Source organism: Paenibacillus sp. JT31N7, from assembly GCF_059692095.1.
In genome coordinates this window covers 676,104-693,358 of sequence record NZ_JCAUAT010000002.1, presented here as the reverse complement: position 1 = coordinate 693,358, position 17,255 = coordinate 676,104, and the positions used below count along the sequence as shown (strand labels likewise).

General features: G+C 58.2%; 16 protein-coding genes and 1 riboswitch. All 16 genes read left to right on the top strand.

The genetic code is table 11. The features are described 5' to 3' along the window. Window positions 1-74 precede the first annotated feature (74 nt). Window positions 75-280: riboswitch (cobalamin riboswitch) on the top strand. A gap of 177 nt (window positions 281-457) precedes the next feature. The 16 genes from AC58P5_RS13405 to AC58P5_RS13330 all read left to right on the top strand — a co-directional run bounded on the left by AC58P5_RS13405 (window position 458) and on the right by AC58P5_RS13330 (window position 17,125). Further along, entirely contained in the window at window positions 458-1,465 is a 1,008-nt protein-coding gene (locus AC58P5_RS13405) for an ABC transporter substrate-binding protein (RefSeq protein ID WP_497387173.1), read from the top strand. After that, entirely contained in the window at window positions 1,466-2,503 is a 1,038-nt protein-coding gene (locus tag AC58P5_RS13400; protein ID WP_497387172.1) for a FecCD family ABC transporter permease, read from the top strand. Beyond that, window positions 2,503-3,288, top strand: coding sequence for an ABC transporter ATP-binding protein (locus tag AC58P5_RS13395; RefSeq protein WP_497387171.1), 786 nt, complete (start codon window positions 2,503-2,505; stop codon window positions 3,286-3,288). Before AC58P5_RS13400 ends, AC58P5_RS13395 begins: the two co-directional genes overlap by 1 nt. A gap of 78 nt (window positions 3,289-3,366) precedes the next feature. Beyond that, on the top strand, window positions 3,367-4,416 hold the full coding sequence (cobT, locus tag AC58P5_RS13390) for a nicotinate-nucleotide--dimethylbenzimidazole phosphoribosyltransferase (protein WP_497387170.1): 1,050 nt from the start codon (window positions 3,367-3,369) through the stop codon (window positions 4,414-4,416). Continuing rightward, window positions 4,416-5,009 carry a bifunctional adenosylcobinamide kinase/adenosylcobinamide-phosphate guanylyltransferase gene (gene cobU / locus AC58P5_RS13385; protein ID WP_497387169.1) on the top strand — a complete coding sequence of 198 codons (594 nt, stop codon included), beginning with the start codon at window positions 4,416-4,418 and terminating at the stop codon, window positions 5,007-5,009. The genes cobT and cobU overlap by 1 nt, the downstream gene beginning before the upstream one ends. A 9-nt stretch (window positions 5,010-5,018) precedes the next feature. After that, the gene (cbiB, locus tag AC58P5_RS13380) at window positions 5,019-6,125 is read left to right on the top strand and encodes an adenosylcobinamide-phosphate synthase CbiB (protein WP_497387168.1); all 1,107 of its coding nucleotides are present in this window, start codon (window positions 5,019-5,021) and stop codon (window positions 6,123-6,125) included. After that, complete coding sequence (gene cobS, locus AC58P5_RS13375) at window positions 6,101-6,958, top strand: adenosylcobinamide-GDP ribazoletransferase (RefSeq protein WP_497387167.1); 858 nt, start codon at window positions 6,101-6,103, stop codon at window positions 6,956-6,958. The genes cbiB and cobS overlap by 25 nt, the downstream gene beginning before the upstream one ends. Window positions 6,959-7,130: 172 nt before the next feature. Next, a complete protein-coding gene (gene cobD / locus AC58P5_RS13370) occupies window positions 7,131-8,246 on the top strand; it encodes a threonine-phosphate decarboxylase CobD (RefSeq protein WP_497387166.1) in 1,116 nt (371 codons plus the stop codon). A gap of 2 nt (window positions 8,247-8,248) precedes the next feature. Next, complete coding sequence (locus AC58P5_RS13365; protein WP_497387164.1) at window positions 8,249-9,925, top strand: cobyric acid synthase; 1,677 nt, start codon at window positions 8,249-8,251, stop codon at window positions 9,923-9,925. A 175-nt stretch (window positions 9,926-10,100) separates the two neighbouring features. Further along, window positions 10,101-10,670 carry a cob(I)yrinic acid a,c-diamide adenosyltransferase gene (locus tag AC58P5_RS13360; protein WP_497387162.1) on the top strand — a complete coding sequence of 190 codons (570 nt, stop codon included), beginning with the start codon at window positions 10,101-10,103 and terminating at the stop codon, window positions 10,668-10,670. Then, window positions 10,667-11,809: an RluA family pseudouridine synthase gene (locus tag AC58P5_RS13355; protein WP_497387160.1), complete on the top strand. Its 1,143-nt coding sequence runs from the start codon at window positions 10,667-10,669 to the stop codon at window positions 11,807-11,809. Before AC58P5_RS13360 ends, AC58P5_RS13355 begins: the two co-directional genes overlap by 4 nt. Before the next feature lie 208 nt (window positions 11,810-12,017). Next, window positions 12,018-12,374, top strand: a complete 357-nt coding sequence (locus tag AC58P5_RS13350; RefSeq protein ID WP_009676101.1) for an arsenate reductase family protein — start codon at window positions 12,018-12,020, stop codon at window positions 12,372-12,374. A gap of 39 nt (window positions 12,375-12,413) precedes the next feature. Beyond that, window positions 12,414-13,496 (top strand): site-2 protease family protein, encoded by a 1,083-nt coding sequence (locus AC58P5_RS13345; protein ID WP_497387158.1) that lies wholly within the window; start codon window positions 12,414-12,416, stop codon window positions 13,494-13,496. Window positions 13,497-13,526: 30 nt separating this feature from the next. Then, entirely contained in the window at window positions 13,527-14,708 is a 1,182-nt protein-coding gene (locus tag AC58P5_RS13340) for an aminotransferase class I/II-fold pyridoxal phosphate-dependent enzyme (RefSeq protein WP_497387156.1), read from the top strand. A 108-nt stretch (window positions 14,709-14,816) separates the two neighbouring features. After that, the gene (locus AC58P5_RS13335; RefSeq protein ID WP_497387154.1) at window positions 14,817-15,953 is read left to right on the top strand and encodes a DNA sulfur modification protein DndB; all 1,137 of its coding nucleotides are present in this window, start codon (window positions 14,817-14,819) and stop codon (window positions 15,951-15,953) included. Next, window positions 15,953-17,125, top strand: coding sequence for a DNA sulfur modification protein DndB (locus AC58P5_RS13330; RefSeq protein WP_497387152.1), 1,173 nt, complete (start codon window positions 15,953-15,955; stop codon window positions 17,123-17,125). The genes AC58P5_RS13335 and AC58P5_RS13330 overlap by 1 nt, the downstream gene beginning before the upstream one ends. The last annotated feature ends 130 nt before the right edge of the window (window positions 17,126-17,255 follow it).

Below are 17,255 nucleotides of genomic sequence, written 5' to 3'. Positions count from 1 at the left end.
CGGTGTGGTGACTAAAGTCCTTGTCTTTCCGGCGCCGCTTGGCCTATAATGGGGGATGAACTTGAAGGCCCAACCTCATACGTTTACCGTCAGGTCCCGAAGCGGCGTCTCCCAGCGGAGCCAAAGCCCAGGGTGAAAAGGGAAGCCGGTGCAAATCCGGCACGGTCCCGCCACTGTAATACGGAGTTCGTCTTACGATGCCACTGTCCGCACGCGGATGGGAAGGCAAGACGGTTAACCATCCGTAAGTCAGGAGACCTGCCTGCCGGTTTGCAGCACAATATCCTTCGAGGAGAGGATCGCGCGAAACCGGAAAGGACGTCCGACTGACGGCCGTTTCACTCGTGATTCTGAAAGTTATCCCCTCTATCTCCGGATAGAGGGGATTTTTTGTTGACATGCGCGAACATCGTGGGACAACCTCAAGTCAAACTAAACCAGTAAGGGAGTAAAGAACATGAACAACGAACGAAGAACAGCCAAGGGTTATAAATACGCTCTGCTGCTGCTTGTTTTGACGCTGGCCGTCGGTCTGGCAGCTTGCGGCAGCAAAAGTACGGATAACGGAACGGCGGGCTCGGCCTCTCCGGCGGCAAGCACCGCTCCGCAAACGAACGCGAAGAAAACGCAGTATCCTCTGAAAGTGACCGATGCGACTGGCAAGGAATTTACGTTCGAGAAAGCGCCCGAGAAAATCGTGTCGGTTTCACCGGCCGAGACGGAAGCTCTTTTTGCGATCGGCCTGGGCGATAAGATCGTCGGCGTGTCCGATTTTGACGATTATCCGGCGGAAGCGAAAAATAAGCCGAAAATGGGCGGAATTACGCAGCCTAACCAGGAATCGGTTATCGCGTCGGGAGCCGACGTTGTTTTTACAGGCGTTTCCATGAAAAAAGAATCGGTCGAAAAGCTGCGCGCCATGGGCATCAACGTATTCAAAGTGGAGCCTAAGACACTTGACGACGTCATGAAAAATATTCAGCTCTACGGCCAGATTACCGACCATCAGGAACAGGCGGAAAAAGTCGCCGCGAAAATGAAAGAAGACCGTCAGAAAGTAACGGATGCCGTCAAAACCGTAGCGGCGGACAAGAAGAAAAAAGTCTATATCGAATTCTCACCGGGCTGGACAGTCGGCAAGGGCGAATTCATGGATGAGCTCATCACACTGGCAGGCGGTGTCAATGTCGCTTCCGACATTACGGGCTGGAAGCAGATCAGCGAGGAGAAAATCATCCAGCAGAATCCGGACGTTATTTTATTCGCCAAAGACGTCGTGGATGACAAAACGAAGAAAAGTCTTGAAGAACTCATTCGCGGACGCAGCGGGTGGAACGAAATCAATGCCGTTAAAAACAACCAGGTGATCGGTCTCGACCAGAATACGCTGACCCGTCCGGGACCGCGTCTGACAGAGGGACTCCTGCAAATGGCTAAAGCCATTTATCCGGACCTGGTGAAATAAATGAAACCTAGATGGGGACTTTGGGGAGGAGTAGGAGTTTTACTCCTTCTTCTTTCTATTGTGCTGAGTCTTTCGCTGGGCTCGGCCCATCTGCCGGTGAGTCAGATCGCTTCGATTCTGGGGAGCAAGCTGCCTTGGATCGGAGACCGAATCACGCCGGACTGGCCCGTATCCTCGGAGCAGATTATTATGAAGGTAAGGCTGCCGCGCGTGATGCTGGCCATCCTTGTCGGAGCCTCCCTTTCCATAGCGGGAGCCGCTTTTCAAGGCGTCCTGCGCAATCCGCTTGCGGACCCGTATACGCTTGGGGTAAGCAGCGGAACGAGCGTCGGCGCGGCGTTCGTCATTTACTTCGGTCTGCAAACGACGTTTTTCGGGACGTGGACGATACCGGTCGTCGGTTTTGCCACAGGCGCCGTTTCGCTCTGGATCGTATTGCGTCTGGCCCAGACCGACGGCAAAATCCGTATGGAGACGCTGCTGCTCTCCGGCGTCGTGATGCAAGCGTTTCTCGGCTCCGTGGTTTCTTTTCTCGTGTCGATGTCCAAGCAAGTCGTTAACGAAATCATTTTCTGGCTGATGGGAAGCCTAGCCATGAAAGGCTGGTCGTATACAACCGTTCTCCTCCCTTATTTTATCGTAACCTTCGTTGTGCTTTACAGCTATGCGCGGACACTCAACCTGCTGGCGCTCGGGGAACGTCAGGCCGCCCATCTGGGCATCCATGTCGAGCGGACGAAGCTAGTCGTTCTGATCACCGCTACACTAGTGACGGCTGCCGCCGTTTCCGTATCCGGCGTAATCGGGTTTGTCGGACTGATCGTGCCTCATCTGATCCGTCTTATCGCCGGCCCGGATTACCGGCTGATCGTGCCGCTTTCCGCCGTAGGCGGAGCCATCTACGTCTTGTGGGCCGACACGCTGGCACGGACGCTTCTAAGCCCGACGGAGATCCCTCTGGGCGTCATCACCGCGTTTCTGGGTGCGCCGTTCTTCGCATATCTGCTGCGCAAACAGAAAAAATGGGGGAGAAGCTGATGAAACCGATCATCGAAGTGCAGGGTGCGGGCAAAAGTTTCGGCGGAACCCGCGTGCTCAAAGATATCCGTTTCGAGGTGAAGCCCGGCGAATTTTTCGGCATTATCGGGCCCAACGGAAGCGGGAAATCGACCCTGCTGAGGCTTGTTTCCGGCGTTGACCCTCTTACGGAGGGCCGTATTCTTCTCCAGGGGAAGGAAGTCGCGGGCTACTCCCGTAAGGAGCTCGCCCGCTGGCTTGCCGTGCTTCAGCAGGATGCGCTGCCTCCGCTCGGTTTCACCGTCCGTGAGGTGGTCGAAATGGGCAGGTTCCCTTTCCAGAACTGGCTCGGAGAAGACCGGGAGGACGCCGCCGCACTAGTCGACCGGATTATGCGGCGGCTCGATCTGGAGTCGCTGGCCGACCGGACAGTGGAGAACTTGAGCGGAGGCCAGAAGCAGCGCGTGGCGCTGGCCAAGGTGATGGCTCAGGAACCCCGCCTCCTGCTGCTCGACGAGCCCACGACTTATCTGGACATCGGCTACCAGATGCAGCTGATGGACTACGTGCGGCAGTGGCAGCGTGAAGTAGGACTGACGGTGGTCGCCGTCCTTCACGATCTGAACCTGGCCGCTCTTTACTGCGAACGGCTTCTCGTCGTTCATGAGGGAGAAGGCGTATCGATCGGTACGCCGGAGGAGATTATGAGAAGCGAGCTGATCCGGGACGTCTACGGGACGGAACCGATCGTCCTGGAGCATCCGGATCACGGCATTCCTCAAATCCTGCTGCGACGGGGAGATTAAAACGCATGAATCCTGACCGCCCGCAGGGGGCGGTTTACATACATACCGACATACACTACATACCGAGGAGGAACAAACATGAACGAACTTCAGGATGTAATCCGCGCCATTCGCCCTCTCAGTCAGGAAGCGATGGATGCGGCATCCGTTCATCTCGATAATCTGACCAAACCGCCGGGAAGCCTCGGCAAACTGGAGGATATGGCACGCCGGCTTGCGGGGATTGCCGGAGAAGTTACGCCCGATATGAGCCGCAAGGCCATCGTCGTCATGGCGGCCGACCACGGCGTCTGCGAAGAAGGCGTCAGCGCGTTTCCGCAGGAAGTGACCCGCCAGATGGTGATGAACTTCCTGCAGGGCGGCGCGGCCGTCAATGTGCTGGCCCGGCATGCGGGAGCGGAAGTCGTGTGCGTCGATATCGGCGTCAACGCCGACCTGGAGCATCCGGACCTCCTCTCCCGCAAAGTCCGGAATGGCACGGCCAATATGGCCCGGGAAGCCGCCATGACCCGGGAAGAGGCTCTCCAGGCCATCCGCGCCGGAATTGAAGTCGCAGACGGACTGGCCGGACGCGGGGTGCGGGTTCTGGCGACCGGGGAGATGGGGATCGGCAACACCACGGCCAGTTCCGCGCTGCTGAGCGTGCTCGGGGGCGTCGCCGTAGAAGACGCGGTAGGACGCGGAACGGGCATCGACGATGCCCGCTGGCTGCACAAGCAGGAAGTTATCCGCAGAGCCATCGAGGTCAACAAGCCGGATGCGGACGATGCGCTCGATGTGCTGGCGAAAGTCGGCGGCCTCGAAATCGCGGGTCTGACCGGAGTCATACTCGGTGCGGCCAAGAACGCTTGTCCGGTCGTGATCGACGGTTTCATCTCTTCGGCCGCCGCGCTGGTTGCTTCACGGCTGGCTCCGGAGTCCCAGCCGTATATGATCGCCTCTCATCAGTCACACGAGCAGGGCCACGGACGGATGCTGGAAGCGGTCGGGCTCAGCCCCATGCTTCATATGGATATGAGACTGGGAGAAGGGACCGGGGCTGCGCTCTGCTTCACGCTCATGGATGCGGCGGGCAAAATCATGCGCGAGATGGCTTCCTTCGAAAGCGCCGGAGTGTCGCGGGGCTGATGGATCTGGCACATGATCTTACCCCGGGAACGGGAGCTGTCCTCGTGACAGGCGGCGCCAGAAGCGGCAAAAGCTCGTTTGCCGAGCAGCTGTCCTCGCGGCTGGCCTCTCACGGGACTTATCTCGCTACGGCCCAGATCTGGGACGAGGAGATGCGGCAGCGTATCGCTCTGCACCGCACGCAGCGCGAGCAGTCCGGCTTCCCTTGGATTACGGCGGAAGAGCCGGTGGAGCTGTCCGCCGTACTGAAAGCGTGCAGCGGCAGCAGGGGCCCGGGCGTCGTCCTGGTGGACTGCCTGACGCTGTGGCTTTCCAATCACCTGCTGCAGGCGGAGTCTTCGCCGGATGCGGCGGAACAGGTGAATTCCGCCGTGGATGAGCTTGTCCGGACGGTTGAGGCTTACGAGGGACCGCTCGTTCTCGTCACGAACGAAGTGGGGAGCGGCATTGTGCCCGAGTATCCCCTCGGGCGTCTGTACCGAGATCTGGCCGGCCGGATGAATCAGCGGCTGGCACAAGTTTGCGGCCGGGTTTTTCTGGTGACCGCCGGGATACCGGTCGAGCTGAAAAGCCGGGCTTACCGGTTTGAATAGAGGGAACTCATGATTTTTTATTCGCTAAAAGAAATCTTATGGATGATGCTGGCGGCCATTGCCGTCGACCTAGTGATCGGCGACCCGAAGTGGCCGACGCATCCGGTGATCCGCATCGGGAGTCTGATCAGCTTTCTGGAACGGAAGCTGAGAAAGGAGCCCGCATCGCGGGAGAGCGCGTCAGAATGCGCCGGAGGAGTCCCGGCCGAGGCGGGAGCCGAGACCGGGTCTGGAGACGGCGTGCCGCTTGAGACCGGCGCTAAGGCGGACAAGGCAGACGGACAAGCGGCCGCTCTGTCACCGCGCTCCTTGAAGCGGCGGGGAATTGTCTTGGCCGCAGCCGTCATGCTGGCCGCATTTGCCGTTATGACGGCCGCAACGGCCGCAGCCGCGGCGATTCATCCGTGGCTGGGATACGCGGTGACGACGTGGTTCATTTCGACGACGATAGCCGTCAAAGGCTTAAAAGACGCCGCTCGGCTGGTAGCGGTGCCCCTTGCCGCCGGAGATTTGGCCGCCGCGCGCACATATACCGGCTATATCGTCGGGCGCGACACGAAGCACCTGGACGAGGGCGAGCTGACGCGCGCCGTCGTGGAAACAGTCGCCGAGAACACCGTCGACGGAGTCGTTTCGCCGCTGTTCTACGCCCTTATCGGCGGAGCGCCTCTGGCGATGCTGTACCGGGCGGCGAATACGCTGGACTCCATGGTCGGCTACAAGAACGAGCGATATATTCATTTCGGCTGGGCCTCCGCGCGATGGGACGACGTGATGAATTGGATTCCGGCGAGACTGACGGGAATCCTGCTGATTCTGGCCGCGGCCGTACAGCCGCGGATGAGCGCTTCCCGGGCGGCCCGCTCGATAGGCCGGTTCGCCCGGCTTCATCCGAGCCCGAACAGCGGGATTCCGGAGTCGGCGGTTGCCGGGGCGCTCGGCATCGAGCTGGGCGGACGCAATACATACGGAACCGTGGTCAGCGAGCGCGCACGCATGGGTTGGCCTCTGAGGCCGCGGAGCCGCGGTGATATCGACGGAACGGTCCGGCTGCTTTACGGGGCGGCCGGCTGGCTGGCAGGAGGGGTAGTATGCGCAATTTGGCTGCTGAATTAAAGCTGTGGCTGCTTGGACTGGTTACGGCGATCCAGTTTCTTACCCGGCTGCCGGCTCCGGTAAGGATCGAGTGGACGCCCGCCGTTCTGCGGCGAAGCCTCGCTTTTTACCCGGTGGTCGGTATGATCTTGGGCCTGCTTCTTGCCGGTTCCGGCTGGGTGCTAGAGAAGGCGCTTCCCCCTCTTCCGGCGGCCGCGCTTCTTCTGTGCCTGTGGATCGGGCTGACGGGAGCACTGCATCTGGACGGGCTGATGGATACGGCGGACGGACTGCTCAGCCACCGCTCCCGGGAACGGATGCTGGAAATTATGAAAGACAGCCGTGTCGGAGCCATGGGCGTCATCGTATGTGTCGCGGTCGTGCTTCTCAAGTGGAGCGTGATGGTTCAGCTTCTGACGGGCGGTGCTCTTGCCAGGAGCTGGATACTTCTGCTTGTTCCGGTCTGGAGCCGGACTTTCATGGCCGCAGCCGTGGCTTTATGGCCGTATGCGCGGAGCGGGGGCGGCCTGGGCGGTTTTTTTGAAGGAGAAAAAAAGCCCTTCGCCCTTCTGGGTGCGGGACTCGCTTTCCTTCTGAGTGCGGGAGCGGCCGCGCTTTTCTATGAAACGGGCGGTAAGCTTCCGCTCAAACCTTCTTTGCATGTTTTGGAAGGGGCGGGGCCTTTATTGTGGGGGCTGATGCTCCTTGTGGTCACCTTTGCGCTTGGAGGAGTCTTGGCGGCCTGGATGGCCAAAAAGCTCGGCGGTCTGACGGGGGATACCTACGGGGCTTTAAATGAACTGCTGGAAGTTCTGCTGCTTCTTGCCGCCGCTTTCGTGCTGAATTTGGCCTAGATATGCGGGAACGCTTAAAAAAGCGCTGTTTGTCCCTAAGGCTGTAAGGAGCGTGCGGAGCAAGCGGATTTTCCGGTAGGAACGAAAAGAGGCGGGATGGATTCGTTGATCGGACTCCCGGCCTTTTTGCATATAAACGGATAGGAAATGAAAAAAAAGGTGGGGGATCACTATGCTGGAGCGATACGGACACGGCGGGGATGTGTGGACGGCGGAGGAGAAGTTCGGGCGCGGCCGGGAACAGTTTCTCGATTTCAGCTCGAATATGAATCCGTTCGGTCCGCCTCAAGCCGTGGAGGAAGTGCTGCGGTCAGGCTGGAAAAATATTGTCCGGTATCCCGACCCGGCCGTCAGGGAGCTTACAGGAAAAATTGCGGCCAAATACGGAGTTCCCGCAGAATCCGTGCTGGTGGGCAACGGCGCCGCCGAATTGATCGATCTTATCGTGCGTGTCCTCCGGCCCGAGGTGACGGCGCTTGCGCGTCCGTCTTTCAGCGAATACGAGGATGCGGTGCTTAAAACGAGAGGCCGTATCCATAGTATTCCGCTGAGTGCGGAGCATGGCTTCCGGCTGCAGAAGGCGGATGCCGAAGAAGCGGTGAAGCGGTCGGATCTGTTGTTTCTGGGACAGCCGAACAATCCGACGGGGAGGCTCATCCCCAGGGAACTGTTGAACGACTTGGCCGGCAGCGGGCATCCGCTCATTCTGGACGAGGCGTTCCTCGATTTCATGCCCGACGAAAAAAACGTGACGCTTCTGCGGCTTGCGGCCGAATCCAGGCATGTCGCCGTGATTCGTTCCATGACGAAGTTTTACGCGATCCCGGGAGCCCGGCTCGGTTTTATCGTCGCTCATCCGGATGTGATCAGCCGGATGTCCCGTCTGCAGGTACCGTGGAGCGTGAATTATTTCGCCCAGCTTATCGGATGCGCCGTCCTGGAAGATGAAGTTTTCCATGCGGAAACCGTCTCCTGGCTGCAGAAAGAAAGTCCCTGGCTTGCCGCCAAGCTTGCGGGTCTCGGGCTCGAAGTGACACCGAGCGACACGAATTATATGCTGTGCGCCCTCCCGGAAAGCAGTTCGATAGATGTCCGCATCCTTCAGGAAGAAATGGGCAGACGGGGGGTTCTCATCCGGGATGCTTCACTTTTCGAAGGGCTAGGCACGCGGTATTTCCGCACGGCGGTCAAACTCCGCAGCGATAACGAACGTATGCTGGACGCTTTGTCCGAAGTGCTGGAAGCGGCTCAAGCCGGTGAAATCTTCCTTGAAAGGGGCGGCCGATGAACATGACGAATTCCACAACATTAAAAGGACGCGGCGACAAGGCTCCGGCTGACCGCAGCGAGAATCAACCGGCGCACAGCCTGAAGAGCCCGGCCGGGATGCCGGCCAAGACTCTTATGGTGCAGGGGACGGCTTCGGATGTCGGCAAAAGCATTTTAACGGCGGCTTTGTGCCGTATTTTCGTGCAGGACGGCCTTCGTGTGGCGCCGTTCAAGTCGCAGAACATGTCGCTGAACTCCTACGTGACGCCGGACGGCAAAGAAATCGGGCGGGCTCAGGGGGTGCAGGCCGATGCGTGCCGCATACCGGCCACAACCGATATGAACCCGATTTTGCTGAAGCCGTCTCAGGATATGCGCTCCCAGGTCGTGGTGCACGGCAAGCCTTATCAAGACATGGACGCCAGAGCCTACCGCGAATCTTACCTGCCTCTGGCGGAGAGAGTCGTGCGCGACGCATTGGACCGGCTGCGTCAAACGGTTGACCTCGTTGTGCTTGAAGGAGCGGGAAGCCCGGCGGAAATCAACCTGAAAGACCGGGATATCGTGAATATGCGGATGGCCAAGTGGGCCGACGCCCCCGTGATTCTCGTGGCGGATATCGACCGGGGCGGGGTGTTTGCGTCCATTGTCGGGACGCTGGAGCTGCTGGAGCCCGAGGAGCGGGACCGGGTAAAGGGATTTGTCATCAACAAATTCCGGGGCGACGTCAGCCTGCTGAAGCCGGGACTGGACTGGCTGGAGGAGCGGACGGGTAAACCCGTACTCGGCGTCGTCCCTTACTATCCGAAGCTGGGGATTGAAGACGAAGATTCCGCTTCGCTGGATTCCAAAAGAAGGCTGGAACCGGCTCCGGCCGCACAGCAGGACGCTCAGCGGCCCGATGTGCTTGATATCGCGGTCGTCCGGCTGCCCCGGATTTCTAATTTCACGGATATCGATCCGCTCCACGAAGAGCCGGATGTGTCCGTGCGTTACGTCGGCAGCGCCGCCGAATGGGGAAATCCGGATATCGTCCTTGTGCCGGGGAGCAAAAATACGATGAGCGACCTTCTTTTTCTGCGGGAAAGCGGTCTGGCCGACAAAATCGTCCGTCATGCGGACCGCGAAGGTCGGGTTGCCGGAATATGCGGGGGATACCAGATGCTGGGCGCTGCGCTTTCGGACCCGCTCGGAACGGAATCCGATTACAGGGGGGACCGGGAAGGGCTGGGCCTTCTGCCGGTAGCGACCGAATTCACGCCGGAGAAAAAAACGGTGCGTGCCGAAGGCAGCTGCGGGCTCTTCCGTCAAAAGCCGGACCTGCCGGTCGACGGCTATGAAATTCATATGGGCGTGACGAGGATGACGGACGGAACGTCGGAACGGCCGTTTCGCCTTCGCGCTTCCTTGGCGGATCCCGGAAATGAAGCCGTTGCGGCGGACGATTTGCATCCGGAGGGAGCTTCGGCTTTCGAAGGACGGGTCTGGGGAACGTATCTGCACGGCATTCTGCATAATGACGATTTCCGCAGATGCTGGCTGAACGAGGCCCGTCAAAGCAAAGGCTGGGAACCTCTTCCCGCCGAACTGCGTTTCCGGGAAAAGCGGGAGGAAGCGTTCGACCGGCTCGCGGATCACGTCCGCAAACATATTGACATGGGTCTCTTGTACAAGATGGCGGGATTAACCGCTGAATAAACGCGTCCGGACAAGTTTCCGGAGAGATCGGCTAACCGACCGATTCTATTTGCACTGCCTGTCCGGGAAAGCTATGATAATAAAAAAGAGACTTTCGGAGCTAATGGAGCGAAAACGGGGGATGTTGATTTTTTTCCCTGATTAAGAAAGAAATTTAGCGTGAGGAGGAATACAGGTGAAAATTTATACGAGAACAGGGGACGCCGGCAAAACGGGTGTCATCGGCGGACGAGTCGATAAAGACGACGAACGGGTGGAAGCGTACGGAACGGTAGACGAGCTGAACTGTTATCTGGGGCAGGCCATGAGCTTTATGGACCCGGAGAAGTTTGCCGATCTGCTGGAGGACCTGCTTACGGTCCAGCATGAGCTGTTTGACTGCGGCTCGGATCTGGCTCTGCTCAAAACGGAGCTAAGGCCTTTTAAAGTGACGGCGGACATGGTGGACAATCTGGAGACATGGATCGACAAATACGATGCCGAGACGCCCGATATTACACGGTTCATTCTGCCGGGGGGAAGCCGGAGTTCCGCTGCGCTTCACATTTGCCGGACGGTATGCCGCCGTGCCGAAAGACGTGTCGTGACGCTGGCCCGCACCCAGGAGATCAACGTGGAGGTACGCCGTTACCTGAACCGCCTGTCGGATCTGTTCTTTACGATTGCCCGCACGGCCAACTTCAGGGAAGGTCAGACGGACGTAGAGTACGTCCGCAGCGCCGAGGTGTTCCGACGGAAAAAATGATGAATTATTACCGTCCTTTAACGTATGTGGTCCCTCCCGATGAGGAGGGTTTTTATCTGAAGACGATTTTGCAAAACCGGATGGGTCTTTCGCGGAAACTGCTCTCCAGGCTTAAGCTGACGGAGCAGGGCATTACCGTCAACGGCAAGCGCGAATACATCAGCATCAAAGTGAAGAACGGAGATGTGATCGAAATCCGGATGCAGGAGGAAGAGTCGGAGGATATTTTGCCTCAGGACCTTCCGCTCGAAATATTGTACGAGGACGAGCACCTGCTCATCGTCAATAAAGAGTCCGGGATGATTGTGCATCCGACGCACGGGCATTATTTGAACACGGTGGCCAACGCCGCCGTGCATCACTGGAAGGAGCGGGGGGAGAACGTCCGCTTCCGGCCGGTTCATCGGCTGGACCAGGAAACCTCGGGCGTGCTTGCGATTGCCAAAAATCCGTATGTGCACCAGCAGATTTCGGAGCAGATGATCGCTCACAGCATAACGAAGGAGTACCTGGCCATTGTACACGGCACGGTGGAGCGGGACCGGGGGACGATCGACGCCCCGATCGACCGCGATCCGGAGCAGCCGCACGTCCGTATCGTGACGCCGTCCGGTTACCGCGCCGTCACTCACTACGAGGTGTCGCGGCGCTATGACGGCATCACCCTGGTGCGGCTGATGCTGGAAACCGGGCGGACGCATCAAATCCGCGTCCATATGAAGCACCTCGGACACCCGCTCCTCGGTGACAAGATGTACGGCCCGGAGGCGGATGCTCTGGAACGTGCGGGTGAAGGAAGCCCCGCGGGAGAAGCCGCGACCGCTGAAGCGGAAAGCGCTGAGAAAGGTGCGCGCGGTGCCGCGTGGGAAGCAGCGCACGAGGACGCCGGAGCAGAGCGTGCCACCGGAACAGCCGCACCCGGGGACGCCGGAGCGGACTGTGCCGCCGGAGTGCCGGCGGCGCCAGCGCCCTCCGCGGCCCCTTCACCGGCGGAAGAAGGCGGGGCGGGCCCGGCGCTCGCCCGGCAGGCGCTGCACGCGTACCGGCTGGGCTTCGTCCACCCGGGCACGCGGGAGCGGGTGGAGTTCACCGCTCCGCTGCCGGCGGACATGCAGGCGGTTCTCGACGCCTGCGAATAGGCTCTCCGCGCCAAGCGGGCCTTGCCGCCTGCCGGCGTGGCGGACCGGTGGAACTTTTCCGGCAGCTCTGCGTATAAAAGCATACGGCAAGCAGGCCGAGATTTTTAAAACCAGCCTCCCCGCCGCCTCGGCAGGAGGTTTTTTCGGATACGCGAACCGCACAGGCCGTAACCAACTACAAATGTCCCATGAAAGGAAGTCTCGTTTTATGTCCGTAACGATTTATGAATACAGCAAATGCAGCACATGCCGCAGCGCCCTGAAATGGCTGCGCGCCAAAGGGCTTGATCCGGTAACCGTTCCGATTATGGAACAGCCGCCGACCGCAGAGGAAATCCGCGTACTTGTCCGCAACAGCGGCCTGGAGCTCAAAAAGTTTTTCAATACCGGCGGAGAAGTATACAGAGAGCTGGGACTGAAAGACAAGCTAGGAAGCATGACGGAGGACGAGCAGTTGGCTCTGCTTGCATCCAACGGCAAACTGCTCAAGCGGCCGATCGTAACGGACGGCAGCAGGGTTACCGTAGGTTTCAAGGAAGCCGACTTCGAGAAGGCATGGGGGTAACGGAGAAGTCCCGCTGGGGCCGTCCGTTTCCGGAAAGGGGTGACTGAATTGCCGGAAAAGCAATCGTCCAAAACATCTAAAAAAAATCCGCTCTGGGTTCTTGGAGCCATCGGGGCTTTTCTACTGAAGTTCGGAAAGTTCGGAAAATTCGGAGCGACAATTATTTCGATCGCGATTACGATCGCCAGTTATGCCATCATTGCTCCGCTGCCGTTCGCTATCGGTCTGGTAGCCATGATTTTTATCCATGAAATCGGTCACGTGCTCGCGGCCAAGAAGAAAGGGCTTCCTGTCACGGCGCCTCTTTTCATTCCGTTTCTGGGCGCGCTGATTACCATGAAGCGTAATCCCAGGGATGCCGTTACGGAAGCCTACATCGCCTACGGAGGACCGCTGCTCGGAACGATCGGAGCTACGGCGGCTTTTGCCCTGGGCGTGTACACCGAATCCAACCTGCTGATCTCGATCGCGTATACCGGATTTTTTCTGAACCTGCTCAATCTTCTTCCGATCCATCCGCTGGACGGGGGGCGTATCTCGACCGCTGTGACCCGCTGGCTGTGGCTCGTCGGTCTGGTCGGCGGACTGGCTGTTATCCTTTATCTGCGAAGCTTCCTGTTCCTGATCATCTGGGCTTTGTTCGCCTGGGATTTGTACAAAAAGTTCGTCAAATTCCGCGATAAAGCTCAGGTTATGCATTTTCAGCCGCGTTTTGACATGACGGCCCACCATATGCTGGCGCAAGGATACATGATTCCGGGAGAGGATCATCGCCGGGACCTTGCTTTTACGACCTATTCCGAGCTGAGCGGAGACGAGGCGGGCGTACAGATGGTGCACACCTCCTGGGACGCGATCGAATTCGAAACGAAATTCGCTCTTCCCCGGCAGGCTATCGTCCGCCGCGTACAGGTGGTTAAAATCGAACGGGTAACGCGCGAAGACGGCCTGCATCTGGTGCTGCACTTCGATGTCGAACTGGAGCCCTTCGAAAACGACGCCTATTACGAGGTTCCCACGGCTTCACGCTGGAAGTTCGGCACGGCTTATTTCGCGCTCGCCGTGTACCTGCTGGCCATGATGAACTGGGTCCACCGGGTACTGCCCGCGGCCGCTTATTAAAAAAGAAGATGCAAGGGGGAAGCGTTCCGGATGAAAGCATACGGCTCGACAAGATTAGGCAATCTGGGGTCGGCGATTTTCGCCGAGGTCGCCCAGTGGAGAAGGGAGGCGGAGGAGCGCGGCGTCGATGTCATCGACCTTGGAATCGGCAGTCCCGACCTTCCGCCTTCTCCACGGGTGATCGAGGCTTTGGCGGATGCCGTGAGAAATCCGCAGGCCTACGGCTATCCGGGCTCGGAAGGGACGCCCGAATTCCGCAGGGCCGCCGCGGGCTGGATGCACCGGCGGTTCGGGGTCACGCTTGACCCGCAGCGCGAGGTGCTGGCCTTGATGGGCTCGCAGGACGGATTGGCCCATCTGGCCATGGCCCTGTGCAATCCCGGCGATACGGCGCTCGTGCCCGATCCCGGCTATCCTATTTATGCGGCCAGCCTCGTTCTGGCCGGCGTTGAACCCGTTCTGATGCCTCTGAGGGAATCGAACGGGTTTCTTCCGCAGCTGGAAAGCATCCCGCCGGAAACGGCGGAGAAGGCTTCCTTCCTGCTGCTGAGCTATCCCGGCAATCCGATCCCCGAGGCGGCGGACCGGGCTTTTTACGAGAAAGCGCTCGCCTTCGCGGAGCGCTACGATCTGCTGATCGTGCACGACCTGGCTTATTCGGAGCTCGCCTTCGACGGTTACAAACCAATGAGTATTCTTGAACTGGAAGGCGCGAAGAAGAGAGCGGTCGAATTTCATTCCTTGTCCAAAAGCTTCAACATGGCCGGCTGCCGGATCGCCTTTCTGGCCGGTAATGCGGAAGCGGTGGACGCTCTGCGCCGGCTGAAGTCGAACATCGACTACGGCGTTTTCCTGCCTGTCCAGCAGGCTGCCGTCGTCGCGCTGGAGGAGGAAACGTCGTTTCCAGCCTCTATTTCAGCGGTGTACGAACGGAGACGGGATGTTCTCGTGGACGGCCTGCGACAGATCGGCTGGCATGTAACCAGGCCCAAAGCCACGATGTTCGTCTGGGCGAAGATTCCGCAAGGATGGACTTCCCGACATATTTCTCGGGAAATATTAGAGCGTGCCGGAGTAGCGATGATCCCTGGAGACGCCTTCGGGGCAGAGGGAGAAGGTTATGTGCGCATAGCGCTTGTCCAGCCGGAAGAGCGCCTTCGGGAAGCCGTGTCTAGAATCGGCGTAATATGGCAGTCGGTTAGCGAATTATAGAAAATTACATAAAATTTCCAAACGACCCGTTTTAAAGAAGGGGAAAATGACAAGAATGAGTAAAGTAATAGAGGTTCCTCTATGAAACAGGGTTGAAAGGAGTTAATTATGGATTCTATCTTTTCGCTGTCCGAGCTGCTGTCCCAACAGAAGCCTTCTTCCCTTGTGGAAATTCCGGGTGTGCTCGGCCAAACTTTTGGACAAGCGACGCTTTCGACAACTTTGCCTATTAGCAAGCTTTTTTCTATTTACGAGGTGGATCTGGAAGTTCAGCGTGCTATCATTCCGCGCAATCTCAGCAAGCTGATGGATTATGTTTCGCTCTATCTGGATAACCATCAGCCGATTTATTTCCCGGGTGTTATTTTCTCCGCAAGAGGGGCCGGAAGCTATGATTCCGAGCAGCATGTGTTCCAACTGCAGCCGATTGAGAAATTGTATGTAGTCGACGGGCAGCACAGGCTGGCGGCCTTCCAGCGTTTGATGGAAACGCTTCAAAGCCAGATGGCGCGCGCCAAAGACCGCAGGGAATACGACCGGATGGAAGAAATCACGGAAAAGCTGAGCCGACTGTATGCATTCCCGGTTTCGACGATGATCTATCTGGACATCGACGCGCGCCAGGAACGCCAGCTGTTCTCGGACATTAACAAGCTTCCGCGCAAAATCGGCGGCAATCTGGCGGTTCTCCGGGACCAGCGTCGTTTCTATCACGTGACCGCCTCGCAGCTCGTAGAGAAGGCTCCGGTGATGCAGCACATCCCGGTCGATATGTTTTCCGAGCGCGGAAAAGCGCCGGAATTCCTTTTCACGTATCACCTTCTGATCGAAATTCTGGTTGCCTTGTTCGAAGGACGGATGAAGTCCGGCGCCCGCAACAACGGCTACCATTATGAAGAAGAGGAGGTAACGGATCATCTGTCGACCAGTTCCTTTTACTTCCAACAGCTGCTGAAATATTTGCCTGAGCCGGTGAAGGGCGAGCCTGCCTGGTCGGAGAACATTCAAATCGCGCTTGCGCTCTTCTTCCACGAGGAAGCGACCAAAAGCGCGAAGTTCAACCGCTATGCGCTGGAATACGCCACGAAAATCCTGCCTCATATCGACTGGAACGCGATTTTCAGCGGAGACGAGAAGGACCGGCTTCCGCGCCGTTCGCGGATTATGAAAGCTTATCAGTATATCCGCTCGTTCTACCAGGAGCAGCATTTGTTCCTGATCAGCGATAAGGAGGATGTCGGCTGATGGATGGATTATGCCTGCGAATGACGATTCACCCGTTCTGTGAGCGTTTCGGCCTCGCGACTGTGGCCCTTAAGGTGCAGGATCTGCTCAACTATACGATGATCGACGCCATCGTGCAGCGCAAGCTGAGCAAGATGCAGCGCCGTAAAATCTCGAATTATCTCCAGGAGCGCGAGCTCGACCAGGTGTTCTTCGGCCCGGTAACGCTGTCGCTGCGCGATGTGAGCCAGCTTACCCGCACGAGCGAGGAGCTGTATCTGCGGCACGGGTCCAAGCTCAGCATTATCGACGGGCAGCACCGGATCCTGGCCCTTGGGTTTGTGAATGAACAGATGCAGAAGGAAGTGAAGCGAACCGAACGCAAGCTGGCTTCCCTGCGAGTTCGCCATCGTAAAGAAACGGACAACCAGGAACTGGCCGACGAAATCGCTCAAGTGAACGGCCTGCTGGAGCAGATGGAAACCCGGCGGCTGGGTCTGATGGAAAGCGAGCTGGCCGTACAAATCTACATCGGGCTTAACGAGGTGGAAGAGCAGCAGCTTTTCGGGGACATCAACTCGAAGGTGCAGCTTGTGAGCAAAGAACTCGGGCATTCGTTCGACTCCGTTGATCCGCTCAATCTCGTGATCCAGCAAGTTGTCGATCACAACATGCTGCTGAAAGAGGCCGGCGTGGAGAAGCGCAGCAATTTGACGGCTTTCAATCGGAATTTCACGTGTCTGTCGTGGATGTATTCGACGGCGGTCATGCTCTTCTCGGGCAAAATGCAGTCGTCTTACGAGCTGCAGCGCAAAATCCGCAAGGAGACGGCTACGTACGTGGAAATTTTGCACCAGTTCTATAACACGATTCTGCCGATGATGCCGGAGCAGCCCGGGCTTGTCCAGGTGACCTCCGCCAACCGGGTTATGCAGGAGAGCCTTGCGTTGTATGCCAACCAGTTCTTGTTCCAGAACGGGGTATACAACCCGGAATGGACGTCATGCCTGAGGATTCTCGAAGGCTTCGACTGGTCGCACGGCAACGAGGAACTGATCTACATTTTCGGTTCGCTCGATAACGGCAAATTAAATCTCATTCATGAAAAGTCACTGCGCAAGCACGGCAAGCTCGTGAGCTTTTTCCTGGAAGGCATCGAGCCGGACGGATTAAAGCCGGCCTCGCTGGCTTAGACGAATTAACGAACAACCGGATTGGAAGACGTCTGCCCGAACAGGGCGGTGTCCCAAGATCCGGTTTTTTTGTATGCTTACGGACGGAGGCCGGTACAAGAGACGCGGTGTCGTCAGGGGGCACGGAGGG